Here is a 12,008-nt window from a genome sequence, read left to right as displayed (position 1 = left end):
ATGAAGAATAAAGAAAAAAATAAAAAACATGATGAAATAACCAGAGTCAGAGTTAAGGCTAGATTTAAAATTATTGAAAAAAAGGAAAGCAAGAAAGAAAGCGAGAATGCTGGAATTATTGAGGCCTATGTATCCATATTCAATAATATTGATTTGGATGGAGATATTATAAAACGTGGGGCATTTGCAGACAGTTTAAAGGTTAAATATCCCAAGGGAGTGTGGATGCATGATTGGAGTATTCCAATAGCCAAGACTTTAAAAGCTGAAGAGGATGATGAGGGTTTATTGATCAGGGCACAGTTTAATTTGGAAACCCAGAGAGGCAAAGAGGCATACAGTGATATTAAGTTTGGAATAATTGATGAGTTCAGTATTGGCTTTAAGATTTTAGATTATGAATGGGATGAGAATGATAACAGAATTATTAAAAAAGTAAAACTTTATGAGTGGTCGCCAGTACTAGCAGGGGCTAATCCGAAGACAAGACTATTGTATATAAAGAGTTTGGAAAAAGTGAATTACATTGATGTTGATTACGAAAAAAAAAGAGCAAAGATTTATTTTAGTAACGGTAAGGCAGAGAGGGTTGAATTAAGTAATAAGTATATTAAACATTTAAAGTCCCTGGTAAATCAAAAAGGGACAAAGGTCGACGTCCTTGCGGATAATAAAAAAATATTCCGTATCAGGCAAGCAGTAAAGCAAGCAGATAAGGCTTGCGAATTTATACTTCGAATAACGAAGTAATTTAATTATTAATTTATTTCAAAATTATGAACAAAGAAAAAGAAACGATTCAAACTCAGGTTAAAGAAATAACTATGGATGACTTGAAAGGAATCATTAAAGATGGAGTTAACGAAATCTTGCCTGATTTCAAAAGTGAGGTATTAAAAGAAATTAAAACAGGAGTTAGGGATAAGAAAGAAGATACTACTGAGGAGAAAATGGTTAAAGCAGCTAAATTTATCCAAGATGTATGTCTGGGCAATGTTGACGAGAAAGCAGTTGACTCAAGCAATGCTTCATTCGGGCATACCGTTCCAACTGAATTGGCTGATTTTATTTTGACCAAGAGGGACAAGATATCAAAGATGAGAAAGTTGTCATTTGTCTTTAAGTTAAGCGGAGAGTTTAAACTTCCTTTAGAAGGTACTGGTGTAATTGCTTATTGGGTGGATGAGAATGAGGAAATAACTGAAAGTAACCCGACAATCTCAAAGAAGAACTTGTATGATTATTATCTTGCAACTAGAGTGTTGATTCCGAGAAAGCTGTTGAACACTTCAGCCTTTAATATTATTAATTTTATTGGAGAGCTTTGCTCAAGAAAGATGAGAGATGTTGAAGAGCAGTCGTTTGTTGCTGGAGATGGTGCTGGAAAACCAACAGGATTAAGAAGTGCTGGATTTAGTGAAATTGCTCAGGAAAAAGTAAAGTTTAGTTATGACGATTTAGTTAATCTCTTTTATGAACTACCCGAGCAGTACAGGCAGAATGCGGTGTTTATGACATCTTCAGAGGGTATGAAGTTGTTAAGAAAGCTTAAAGATCTGAATGACTTGCCGATATTTGACGTTAGAGATCAAACGGTATTCAATCGTCCAGTATATGAAAGTGTTGATATTCCGTCCAATCTTGGAGCGGGAGGAGATGAGACAGAAATTATGTTGTTTGACCCATGGTATTACTGGATTAAGGATGGAGAGCAGATGTTTGTGGATACTGATAAAATTATCAGCAAGTTACAGACTGAATTGGTTGTAGCCGAGGCTATTGATGGAGTTTATACTTTGCCAGATGCAGGGAAGAAGTTGACTGGGGTTGTTGATGCAAGTGTTTAGAAATAGTTATTTTACTATACTCTCCCCCTGTTAATTACTGCAGGGGGAGAGTAAGGAGAATAACATAATTAATTTAATCTATTAAGCAAAAAATTTATGTCAAAAGAAAACAAGACACAAGAACAAGGCGAAAATCAGGAGGAAAATAAAAATAAGGAGGAGAACAAAAACAACGAAGAAAACAAAAATAAAAAAGATAACACTAAGTCAAAAAAAATGACAAGCGTGGAATTTCTAAGAAGTTATACTCCTTATATCAAGGGAGAGAAAGCCGGGCTTGATCCAGAAGAGGCTAAGGAGTTAATTAAGAAAAAAGTTTGTCAAAAAATCTAAAGTACTATGCTAATAACTGCAGATGATTTCAAATTGTATATAAGCTTGAATACGAGTAACTATGACGATGTCATAGAGGTTTTGATTTCGGGAGCAGTTAGATGGATCGAGGCTATAGCTAACAATAAAATTAAGGAAGATGATGTAGTCGAATATTTTGACGGGTACGAAATAGATGATGATATTTTTCTTGAGAATAGCTTAAATATTAAGACTTTGGTAGTTCAACGGGAAAAAGATGGATCGTGGATTGATACTCCTGATAGTAAATATACCCTTTATCCGCGCGAAGGGATTATAAAACTGGATCAAGTTATCGGAGGTGAGAGAAATTACAAAATAAGTTATAAGGCTGGGTTTACAACAGCTGATCTGCCAAAAGATTTAAAACTGGCCATTCTTAGAATGGTTGGGGCCTTATGGAATAAAAGGAAGAGTGATGGAATTAAAATGGAAAATTTAGGAGATGCAGGTGTTACTTGGGAGAGTTATTTGTCACAGGATATTTTGGCAATATTATCAAAGTATAAAAAGTTCAATATATGAGATTTGCTTTTGAAAAGATTATAGCGGTTTATAGACTGGTAAGCGACGTAGAAAAGAAAACCGAGGAATATGAAAGAATAAATGATATCAATGGAGTCATTATGTCTATCAAGGCAGAAGATTTGATGATAAGCGAGGGAAACCCGGCCGAGATGTCTAAATTGTATGCAGAACTATATTCGGATATCAGAGAGGCAGATAAAATTGAATGCGATGGACAAGCGTATATAGTTAAAAATTTAAAAAAAATTGAATATCGTTCATTGTCCAGAATTGAGGCGATAATTATAAAGCCAAATAATTAATATGCCATTTGAGATTGAGATTGAAAATTTAAACGAGATTAGAGAAGTTTTTAAAATGTACCCGGTAGTTTCTAATCAGGAAATAAACAAAGGATTGTTAAAGTCGGGCAAGCTTATTGTCGGTACTGAAAAAAGGGAGGTTCCGATTGGTGTTAGCAACCATTTACGTCAAAGCATAGGAATGAGGCTAACAAAAAATAGCATAATAATAGTTCCAAAGAAAAAATATGCTATATCGGTTCATGAGGGAACAAGACCACACTATGTGCCAGTGAGTAGCCCTAGGTCACCGCTTAGAATTTGGGCAATAAAAAAAGGAATCAACCCATATGCATTACAAAAATCAATTATGCGTAAAGGAACAAAAGCTAATCCGTTTGTTGACAGGACTGTGAACATGACAAATATAAAAGTAAGAAAAATATTTGTTGATGTATTAGAAAAAATAATCAAAAGATTATGAGAAATAATATTTTAAACGCAATTTATAACAAGCTTAGTAGTATTGAGGATTTAAAGGAGGTCTACAAATACAATAAAGGTCATTTTACCAAATATCCTGTTGCAATTATTTTAGGCAGTGAAAATGAAAAAGTGAGAGAGAGCGTTAAAACAATAAAAAAGATTTATAAATTTAAATTGCAGATACTTCAAGAGATAAACGAAAACACAAGAGGTCAAGAAGACGGAGAAAATTTGCTTATAAACTTATCAGAAATAATTGATGATATGTTTGATCACGATGATACTTTGGGCGGAGCTTGCGATGATGTTCAGGTAGCCAGCAGTTTTACATGGGAGGATAGAGAACTTTTAATGAGGGTGCTGGAAATGGAAATAATTTGTATAAAACTTAAACAACTAACATAAAACTATTATGTCTATGAAAAAATCACAAATCGAGGACAAAAGTATTCGTCCGAATAAGCCAGACACTAAAATTGAGGATAAAGAAATAAATGGCTCAATAGAGCAAGAATTTAATTATCCTGGCAAAGTTACTATAAAAGCCAAATCAAAGGAGGAGGCAGATGAAAAGTTTAAAAAATTAAATAAAGAATAAAACATATGACAGAAACATTAAAAAGAAAATTTAATATTGGTATTGGTCGAGAAACTGTGCGAGGGACGGTTGTTGCCCCAACCTATTGGCTTAAACCATTGTCAGAGGATGTAAATGAAAAAATTGAAGTTGCAGTGAGTGAACGAGCTGTGGGGGTAATTGAGGATAGTGAAGATCAAGAGATTAGTAAAAAAATGAGCGGTGGCACCATTGCTGGTGAAGTTTTTGATAAAAGCTTTGGACTTATAATGCTGGCTACACTGGGTAGTGTTATATCAGTGGAGTCAGTAGATACTGGAGTTTATGACCATAATTTTGAGGTATTACAGTCAGCCAAACATCCAACTTTAAGCCTTGAGGTTAAAAGGGGAGATAATGAACAAAAGGTTTATACTAATTCAGTAATTGAAACACTTAAGTTGAACGCAGTTGCTAAAGACTATCTCAAGTTTGAAGTAGCAGTCAGAGGCAAGTCGGGCGTACCAGCGACAAATATACCAGCCTATGTTACAGAGAATTATTTTCTGGGCAAAGATATTAATGTCAAACTAGCAGATGATTTGGCAAGTCTTGGGGGTGCTAGTGCAATAGATGTACAAAGTGTAGAAATAAACATAAATAAAAACATTGAAGATGATGACAAGCTTGGGAGTATTGAGCCGAATGATTTTTTGAACAAGCAGTTAACGATTGAGGGTAATATTGAAATGTTTTTTAAGAATACTGATTTAATGGATTATGCTTTGAATGGAAATAAAAAAGTGATGAGGTTGGAGACTGTAAATACAGCGAATGTTATTGGCGCAAGCTCAAATCCAAAACTTGTTATTGATTTAGCAAAGATAAAATTTAGAGAACCATTAATTGCTGGAGACAATAACGAAATCGCTAAAGTAACGGTCGGCTTTAAAGCGTTTTATTCAAGTGCTGATGCCAAGAGCATTATCGCAGTATTAACTAACGAAGAAGCTAGTTATTAAATATATGCCAATACTTAAAGATTTAAGAGAAATAAAAAATATAAAACTTCCCAAAAGTGGAATTACAGTCAAAGTGCGAGATGGGGTGTTAGCTCAGGATATTGAGGAGATTGAAAAAGAAAAAAGCGATATAAGACAGATTTTGGTTTTACTTACTAGAATTATTGAGGATTGGGATGCAACAGATGATAATGATAAAAAATTGCCAGTAACTGTTGAAAATGTAAATTTGTTTAGCATTGATGATATTAAATTCATACAAGAGAGCTTAAATTTTGTAAAAGATTTTTTAGCACAAGCCAATCCGCAAGGTACGAGATAGCCAGATTCGTGCGGTTTGGTGATAGTAGCTTCAAGGCTATCAGGGCTTTCTTCTGTGCCGAGTTGGGCTGGACTGAACATGAGTTTAAATCACAGAGATGGGAGTTTATAAACGAGGTGCTAATTTATATTAGCGAAAGAAACAAAAAACAAAATGGCAAATAACAAGGAGTTGCAAATTATATTAAAAGCCGTTGACAATGCCAGCTCTGAAATAAAAAAAGTAGGCAAGGCAATGGGCGACATGACAGGTGAGGTTAATAAATCATCTGGCTCTTTTGGTTCTATGGCCAAGGCGGTTACAGTTGGTAATTTAGCTTATGGAGCAATAGTTGGCACGGTAAGTAGACTTGCTAGTGGATTGTCAGGGCTTATCAAGGAGAGTATAAGTTTAACTGGTCAATTGGGACAATCTAAAGCAGTTATATATAAATTAGGAGAAAATAATAACTGGACAAAAAAACAAATTGACGCACTAGTGAAAAGTATTCGAATGGAAAATAAAGACATGTTGACATCGATTGAATTAACCAAGACTGCGATCATGACGAACATGAGTGAAAAGCAGGCATTGGAAATTGTGGCCAGAGGTAGAGATGTTGCAGCCGCTTCAAACAAAAATTCAAATGATGCAATCAAGGCGATGATGCAAGCTGTTGTTAAGCTTAGGCCAGAGCTATTAAGTGAATATGGGATAGAGATGAATTTGATCAAAGTTTATAAAGATGTTTCAAGTGAACTGGGAATCAAAACTAGTGAATTAACATATGCTCAAAAAACACAAGCAATGTATAACGCTATTATAGGCGAAGCAACCAGAATGGAGGGATCATATACCGAGGCAATGGGTAGTTGGTATAAAATGTCTAATTCGGTAAAAGACGGAATTGTTAGTTTAAAACTTATTTTGGGAGACATGCTTGATAATGCCATGAAGCCGATGATTGAGTATGTCTATAAATCAATCAAGAGTTTTAGGGAATGGGCCTTTACTGAAGAAAATGAAATCAATCCGCAACTTAAAGAGACAGCTGACATAATCGGACAAGTATTATTAAAATCATTTGAGGCATTAAAGACCACTATTAAGACAGTTATTGATATTTCAAAAAGTTTTGTTGATATGGTAAAAACTGGAATTGATATTGTAACAAAGTATAAAAGCTTGCTTACAATATTTAGAACATCATGGGAAAATATTGCATTAGTTTTTAAGGAGAATTTACTGCCTGAATTACAAAAGTTGTGGGAGGCACTAGAACCGCTTAAGCCGTTTTTAGAAGTGTTTGCCCAAGTTATCGGAGTAATACTATTAGGTGCTTTAATTGCCGTGGTCAAAATACTGGAAGTTAGTTTAATTGTATTAATTCAGACATTAACAAGAATTATTGAGGGGGCTAATACAGGTATTGAAAAGTTTAAGGGAATTTGGGATGCAACCACTACCTCAATATCGAAAGTAGTCGGCTGGATAGATAAGCTTATTAATAGTATTAAGAGATTAAATATAGTGCAGGGTGCAAAAAATGCGATTGGCAATACCTTGGGTTTTGGTGGTGCTAGAGCGACAGGAGGTTTTGTAAGTCCAAGTAAAGCATATTTAGTGGGAGAGCAGGGCCCGGAGTTATTTGTCCCAGGGAATAATGGCAATATTATTCCAAATAATAGACTGGGAGGCAGGGGGAATATTATTAATGTAAATATTTCAGGTAATACAATAATGGACAGAAAAGGAGCAGAGAGAATTGGTGACTTGATGATCAGAAAATTAAAGACAAGTAATCTATTAGGTTGATATGAATATAGCAGTAAAAATAAACAATGAAGAAAAAACGAACTTAGTTGACTGGGAGAGCTTTGGGATTGAAGATAATATTAACGAACAGCCAAATTTATGCAATTTTACAATTAAGGTTTTTGAAGGGCAAAGCTATAAGCCAGAAATTAGTGACACCGTAGAAGTTTTTGACGGGTTAACAAAAATATTTGCTGGCAAGATTATTAGAGTGGGAAACTATGCCGAGGGTGATGTTGTTTATTATGAAATTGAAACCAAGGACTATACTTTGGATTTAGACAGGATTTTGGTTATTGATAGATTCGAAGATAAAACAGTCAATGAAATTATTTCATATATCGTAGACAATTATTTGGCTGGGTCAAGTATTACTTACAATAATGTTAATTGTAATTTAGAAGTTACGGTGGTTGTATTTAATAATTTGAGTGTCAGCAAATGCTTAAGTGAGCTTTGTGAATTGTTTAATTATAGCTGGTATATAGACTATGACAATGATATTCATTTTTTTGCTAAAAATGATGAGCCAGCACCATTTAATATTGCTGATGGTGGTAATAATTATATCCGAGACAGTTTAAGTATTGAGAATGATTTAAGTCAACTTAGAAATGTAGTAATAATTGAGGGTGGTGAAATTACTTCAGATAATGAAAGAACTAAAATTCATGATGGAGATGGGAATCAGAAAAGTTTTGCCACTGATTATAAGTTTTCAAAAAAGCCAACAGTTTTAGTGAATAGCGTAGAGGTGGCAGTGGGAGTTGAGTTTTTAAATAATGACGAAAATTATGACTGTCTTTGGAGTTATAACGAGAAATATGTCAGATTTGTTAATCCTCCAATTGGTGGAGATTCGATAGAGGTAAGCGGATATTATTTAATTCCGATTATGGCGCAGGTTGAAGACAATGCCAGTATTTCAAAGTATGGGAGATTTGAATTTAAAAAAATTGACAAAAGTATAAAGACAGCAAATGAGGCAAAGCAATATGGCGAGGCTCAACTGTCAGCATATGCCAATACAATCAGAGAGGGAGGATTTAGAACGTATGTAAGTGGTTTAAGTTCAGGGCAGACTATAGGTATCAATTTGACTAGCAGAAGTATAAATGAAAACTTTTTGATTATGCGAGTTAGCCTCAAAATGTTTACTGCTACCGAGGGAGAATGGACAGCTGAATTAGCCACACTTAAAACTTTAGGAATGATTTCATTTTTACAGAGTTTATTAGTGGGTGAAAATAAAAAAGTTTCTTTAAATGCTGATGCGGTTTTAAAAAAATATTATCTTGATTATCAGACGGCTCAAGTTAATGAGGAAGTAGGTTTAGCATCAGAGGAAATTGATCATCAGGCGATTGAGGTTGATGAGTCAATTGAAAAAGACCCATTTGGAGCAGGAGTTAGACCAATATTTGTTTTGGCACCGTATGTTCCAATAGGACACTCTGATTCAAAAAGAGAGTTTTGTTTAGACACGGGAGAATTAAGTTAAAAATATGATAACAAAAAAACACACAAAAGAAAATGCACATGCTGTTGGTGATATTACCGCCAGATTTTACAACCAGTCAAAATTAAGTAAAAAAGATAGGTTGTTTAATAAATTTATATCTAGTTTAAGATCAACTTTTCCGGGAATAATAAAATATTACATTTTGGGAGATGTAGTTCAGGAGCAAAGAAGATTTAATGTGATTTGTAATAATGGATTTAATGCTTTGATTAAAAGGCTAGTGGGAGATATTAGTTATACTGGGCATATTAATAAAGCCTTACTTGGCACGGGATCTGGTACAGCATCATCAAATGACACACAGCTCATAGCCGAGGATTATCGCAATGACATGGCCAGTGGAACAGATAGTTCCAATATTGTTATATTAACCGCTTTTTTTACAGAAACAGAATGCTCAGGCACTTATACGGAATTTGGAAATGCTATTGACGGTGATGGAAATCCCAACACCGGCAAATTATGGTCGCATTTAACAGGATTAAATTGGGCAAAAGATAGCAACACAGTTTTAGTTATTAGTCAGAAATATACTTTTATAAGCGTATGATTTTAAAGATTAAAATAAATGTTAAAGATAAGCTTGAGGCATATGACATAGTCAGTGTTTTAGGTTTAAGGCGTGATGTATTCGAGGCTGAATTTAATGGCAAGAAAGAAGTTTTTAATAAAAAAGATAAACCAGCATATTTTTTGAAAGACAAGAAAAAGAATATTGCAAAATATAGAAGCTATGAGTTTAGACAACAAGCAAAAACAAAATAAATTATTTGCATTTGAGATTAATGCAATAATGAAAGCTATCCGAAATTTGGCACAAAATATTATAAACCTAAATCAGGCAAGTCATTGGGATTATATTAGCTCAGGGGGTGGCTCAAGTATTGCAGTGCCAGCTAGTGCAAGATTTGTAATTGTAAATTTTAGCTGGTATCCAAGTGGATATTCAGAACAACATTATGGACAAGTTGTGTTGGCAAAAGAGGGTGCAACGTCAGCCGTGCATAGAGAAGGAAAGCTTTATACTTCATCAGGTAATTCGAACAGTGGCGTATCATTAAGTTGGAGTGGATCGACTCTTTCAATTTCATCTTCAGGTGGAATAATTGCAACGTCAATGTCTATGAATGCAAAATTTTATACGTAATATTTTTAAATATGCCAAGTAAACAGTTAATAGGAATAAAACAGGATAATTTGATTGATAATTCAGTTGTAGATGAATTATTTGATAATTTAGCAGTCGATGCTTTAAGTGGACAAGCTGATGCACAAGTAAGTGATGGATCACAATTTAGTGTTGGTGAGATGATTATAGTCTATGACGGTGAAGATACTTTTGAAACAGCAGTTATTCAATCAATAAGTGTAAATACTTTAACAATGACGGCTAATTTAGCTTATTCATATCCTTTAGGGTCTTTGATTGGCAAATATTTGGGAGTATTAGATACTGGCAATAATAAATACACAAGAGCATTGGCACCAAATTTAGGCGATGGAAGTGATGGAGTGTTTGTTAGTTCAGGGAATGTAACATGGTCTAGTGAGAAGAATTTTAGCAGTGTTTTAATTCAAAACGGCCACACTGTTACCGTAAGTGGAAATTTCGAGATTAAATGCCAAGGAGCTTTTGAGATTGAACTAGGTGGAAAGTTAACAGCGAAAGGCAGGGGACATGCTGGTGGCGGAGGTGGTAATTATGGATCAAGTGGAGCAGGCAATGGTGGGGGCAGTGTTTATCAATTAAAAAATACTGGACATGGAGGAGGAGGTGCTGGTGTGGCATCAGGTACAAACGCAGCTGGCGGTGGAGGTGGAGGGTATGGCAGTAATGGAGGAAGTGGTAGTTATTCATATTATTCAAGCGACCGTGGGATTGGTGGAATACCATACAATAATGCAGCGATTGATGATAAATCAATTGCTTACCTCAAAGGATCAGGAGGTGGCGGTGGTGGTTCTGCTTTATCTAATTCAGGATCAGGGGCAACTGGCGGAGGAATTATTAGAATAAGTTGTAAAAACTTTGTTATGGCCGGTGAAGTTGATTGTGACGGAAATAATGGTAGCAATGGAAGTACAACAAACTACAAAACTGCAGGCGGAGGCGGTGGTGCTGGTGGTACGATATTTATTGTTTGTTTATTAGGTGCAACCATGGGAGCAAATATAATTCATGCAAGAGGAGGTATTGGTGGTCAAGGTTATAACGGATCAAATTTTGGTTATTACCCTGGCGGAAATGGAGGAAATGGTCGAATAAGAATTGAGGCTGGGGCTATATCAGGCACAAGTTCACCGACACTTGCCACAGGTTATTCTTCAGGAGCTGATGGTCGGACAAAATATGGCTGGTATTTCATAAAAAATATTGAAACAGAAAATGAAACGATAAATGTCAATTGTTATGTTGAGCAGAATATTGTTGAAAAGAAAAATCTCGCCAGTTTGGCAAATGCTGATCAGGTAGATGTGGAGATTAGTGATGCATTACAGTTTGAGGTTGGAGACAATGTTTTAATTAGAGAGAATGAAAAGTTGGAAATAAAAACTATTGATAATATTGTGGGTAATATTTTAACAATGGGCAGTGATTTGAAATATAGCTATACAACTTTGGCTGAGGTATTAAGAATTGATGTTCAAGGAATAATTAGCCTAGTTGAGGCTGGAGAAAACGAAAGTTTGCAGGATATGGTTATAAAGGATATTGAAGACAAGGGGAATGATGTTTACAAGTTTTCATTTGTAAAATGTATTAAAAATAACGCCGAAGAAAGTGGAGGAATGAAGTTAGTCGGTGTAGTCAGACTTAAGGGCAGGAACACAGGTGAAACAGTCGATGTCTCATTTAACGAAGTCAGTTGGATGTGGTTTTAATTATTAATTTTATAATCGTATGAATTACACAAAAGAATTATTATTATCAGTGGCGACAATATTTGTCAGCACTGGAGTGGCAGTCATTCAAAGCAATGTTTGGCAAGGTACAGTTTTGCTTTTGATTGGCGTGGGAGTATTTGTCTTGAGAGGGTTTTACAAAAAGTTTTTAGATAATAAGTAATATGGATAAACTGGATTTGATTCTTGATAAAATCAAGGACTTAAAACATGACAATTCGAATGGTCACAAGGGTATTATTAAGAGATTGGACGAGACCAATGGGAATGTAAAGAAAAATACCCAGTTCAGAATTGAAGTGGCAACAACAATTAAAAACCTTAAATGGTTTGTTGGTTTACTTGGGATTGGGAATATTTTAAATTTTATTTATATGGTAATAAGCAAATAA

Annotated in this window: 18 protein-coding genes; all 18 read left to right on the top strand. The window is 34.8% G+C overall.

The genetic code is table 11. The features are described 5' to 3' along the window. The 18 genes from PF572_02365 to PF572_02280 all read left to right on the top strand — a co-directional run bounded on the left by PF572_02365 (nt 1) and on the right by PF572_02280 (nt 12,008). Complete coding sequence (locus PF572_02365) at nt 1-750, top strand: HK97 family phage prohead protease (GenBank protein MDA3839909.1); 750 nt, start codon at nt 1-3, stop codon at nt 748-750. 26 nt (nt 751-776) lie between these two features. Continuing rightward, on the top strand, nt 777-1,847 hold the full coding sequence (locus PF572_02360) for a phage major capsid protein (protein ID MDA3839908.1): 1,071 nt from the start codon (nt 777-779) through the stop codon (nt 1,845-1,847). 96 nt (nt 1,848-1,943) lie between these two features. Continuing rightward, nucleotides 1,944-2,180 carry a hypothetical protein gene (locus PF572_02355; GenBank protein MDA3839907.1) on the top strand — a complete coding sequence of 79 codons (237 nt, stop codon included), beginning with the start codon at nt 1,944-1,946 and terminating at the stop codon, nt 2,178-2,180. 6 nt (nt 2,181-2,186) lie between these two features. Next, the gene (locus PF572_02350) at nt 2,187-2,726 is read left to right on the top strand and encodes a hypothetical protein (protein ID MDA3839906.1); all 540 of its coding nucleotides are present in this window, start codon (nt 2,187-2,189) and stop codon (nt 2,724-2,726) included. Further along, nucleotides 2,723-3,031 (top strand): hypothetical protein, encoded by a 309-nt coding sequence (locus PF572_02345; protein ID MDA3839905.1) that lies wholly within the window; start codon nt 2,723-2,725, stop codon nt 3,029-3,031. The genes PF572_02350 and PF572_02345 overlap by 4 nt, the downstream gene beginning before the upstream one ends. Before the next feature lies 1 nt (nt 3,032). Then, a complete protein-coding gene (locus tag PF572_02340; GenBank protein ID MDA3839904.1) occupies nt 3,033-3,494 on the top strand; it encodes a hypothetical protein in 462 nt (153 codons plus the stop codon). Beyond that, complete coding sequence (locus PF572_02335) at nt 3,491-3,901, top strand: hypothetical protein (GenBank protein MDA3839903.1); 411 nt, start codon at nt 3,491-3,493, stop codon at nt 3,899-3,901. Before PF572_02340 ends, PF572_02335 begins: the two co-directional genes overlap by 4 nt. A 13-nt stretch (nt 3,902-3,914) precedes the next feature. Then, nucleotides 3,915-4,094 (top strand): hypothetical protein, encoded by a 180-nt coding sequence (locus tag PF572_02330; GenBank protein MDA3839902.1) that lies wholly within the window; start codon nt 3,915-3,917, stop codon nt 4,092-4,094. Between the two features lie 5 nt (nt 4,095-4,099). Then, nucleotides 4,100-5,074 (top strand): phage tail tube protein, encoded by a 975-nt coding sequence (locus PF572_02325; protein ID MDA3839901.1) that lies wholly within the window; start codon nt 4,100-4,102, stop codon nt 5,072-5,074. A 4-nt stretch (nt 5,075-5,078) separates the two neighbouring features. Beyond that, on the top strand, nt 5,079-5,396 hold the full coding sequence (locus tag PF572_02320; protein MDA3839900.1) for a hypothetical protein: 318 nt from the start codon (nt 5,079-5,081) through the stop codon (nt 5,394-5,396). 153 nt (nt 5,397-5,549) lie between these two features. Further along, entirely contained in the window at nt 5,550-7,190 is a 1,641-nt protein-coding gene (locus tag PF572_02315; GenBank protein MDA3839899.1) for a hypothetical protein, read from the top strand. A gap of 1 nt (nt 7,191) precedes the next feature. Next, nucleotides 7,192-8,691, top strand: a complete 1,500-nt coding sequence (locus PF572_02310; protein MDA3839898.1) for a hypothetical protein — start codon at nt 7,192-7,194, stop codon at nt 8,689-8,691. Nucleotides 8,692-8,695: 4 nt separating this feature from the next. Then, complete coding sequence (locus tag PF572_02305) at nt 8,696-9,262, top strand: hypothetical protein (protein ID MDA3839897.1); 567 nt, start codon at nt 8,696-8,698, stop codon at nt 9,260-9,262. Beyond that, on the top strand, nt 9,259-9,477 hold the full coding sequence (locus PF572_02300) for a hypothetical protein (protein ID MDA3839896.1): 219 nt from the start codon (nt 9,259-9,261) through the stop codon (nt 9,475-9,477). Before PF572_02305 ends, PF572_02300 begins: the two co-directional genes overlap by 4 nt. Further along, a complete protein-coding gene (locus tag PF572_02295; GenBank protein MDA3839895.1) occupies nt 9,446-9,859 on the top strand; it encodes a hypothetical protein in 414 nt (137 codons plus the stop codon). Before PF572_02300 ends, PF572_02295 begins: the two co-directional genes overlap by 32 nt. 11 nt (nt 9,860-9,870) lie before the next feature. Further along, complete coding sequence (locus PF572_02290) at nt 9,871-11,595, top strand: hypothetical protein (protein ID MDA3839894.1); 1,725 nt, start codon at nt 9,871-9,873, stop codon at nt 11,593-11,595. A 19-nt stretch (nt 11,596-11,614) separates the two neighbouring features. Further along, nucleotides 11,615-11,779 carry a hypothetical protein gene (locus tag PF572_02285; protein MDA3839893.1) on the top strand — a complete coding sequence of 55 codons (165 nt, stop codon included), beginning with the start codon at nt 11,615-11,617 and terminating at the stop codon, nt 11,777-11,779. A gap of 1 nt (nt 11,780) precedes the next feature. Further along, nucleotides 11,781-12,008: a hypothetical protein gene (locus PF572_02280; GenBank protein ID MDA3839892.1), complete on the top strand. Its 228-nt coding sequence runs from the start codon at nt 11,781-11,783 to the stop codon at nt 12,006-12,008.

This window comes from Patescibacteria group bacterium (assembly GCA_027858235.1).
In the GTDB taxonomy this organism is placed as follows: domain Bacteria; phylum Patescibacteriota; class Patescibacteriia; order Patescibacteriales; family BM507; genus BM507.
The sequence above is the reverse complement of the archived record's forward strand: the minus strand, read 5'-3'. Positions and strand labels throughout refer to the sequence as shown.

Coding starts and splice junctions, on each gene's coding strand:
- PF572_02305 (MDA3839897.1), top strand. CDS start 8,696: ATGATAACAAAAAAACACACAAAAGAAAATGCACATGCTGTTGGTGAT.
- PF572_02290 (MDA3839894.1), top strand. CDS start 9,871: ATGCCAAGTAAACAGTTAATAGGAATAAAACAGGATAATTTGATTGAT.
- PF572_02280 (MDA3839892.1), top strand. CDS start 11,781: ATGGATAAACTGGATTTGATTCTTGATAAAATCAAGGACTTAAAACAT.
- PF572_02315 (MDA3839899.1), top strand. CDS start 5,550: ATGGCAAATAACAAGGAGTTGCAAATTATATTAAAAGCCGTTGACAAT.
- PF572_02295 (MDA3839895.1), top strand. CDS start 9,446: ATGAGTTTAGACAACAAGCAAAAACAAAATAAATTATTTGCATTTGAG.
- PF572_02330 (MDA3839902.1), top strand. CDS start 3,915: ATGAAAAAATCACAAATCGAGGACAAAAGTATTCGTCCGAATAAGCCA.
- PF572_02340 (MDA3839904.1), top strand. CDS start 3,033: ATGCCATTTGAGATTGAGATTGAAAATTTAAACGAGATTAGAGAAGTT.
- PF572_02285 (MDA3839893.1), top strand. CDS start 11,615: ATGAATTACACAAAAGAATTATTATTATCAGTGGCGACAATATTTGTC.
- PF572_02300 (MDA3839896.1), top strand. CDS start 9,259: ATGATTTTAAAGATTAAAATAAATGTTAAAGATAAGCTTGAGGCATAT.
- PF572_02325 (MDA3839901.1), top strand. CDS start 4,100: ATGACAGAAACATTAAAAAGAAAATTTAATATTGGTATTGGTCGAGAA.
- PF572_02320 (MDA3839900.1), top strand. CDS start 5,079: ATGCCAATACTTAAAGATTTAAGAGAAATAAAAAATATAAAACTTCCC.
- PF572_02360 (MDA3839908.1), top strand. CDS start 777: ATGAACAAAGAAAAAGAAACGATTCAAACTCAGGTTAAAGAAATAACT.
- PF572_02355 (MDA3839907.1), top strand. CDS start 1,944: ATGTCAAAAGAAAACAAGACACAAGAACAAGGCGAAAATCAGGAGGAA.
- PF572_02310 (MDA3839898.1), top strand. CDS start 7,192: ATGAATATAGCAGTAAAAATAAACAATGAAGAAAAAACGAACTTAGTT.
- PF572_02350 (MDA3839906.1), top strand. CDS start 2,187: ATGCTAATAACTGCAGATGATTTCAAATTGTATATAAGCTTGAATACG.
- PF572_02335 (MDA3839903.1), top strand. CDS start 3,491: ATGAGAAATAATATTTTAAACGCAATTTATAACAAGCTTAGTAGTATT.
- PF572_02345 (MDA3839905.1), top strand. CDS start 2,723: ATGAGATTTGCTTTTGAAAAGATTATAGCGGTTTATAGACTGGTAAGC.
- PF572_02365 (MDA3839909.1), top strand. CDS start 1: ATGAAGAATAAAGAAAAAAATAAAAAACATGATGAAATAACCAGAGTC.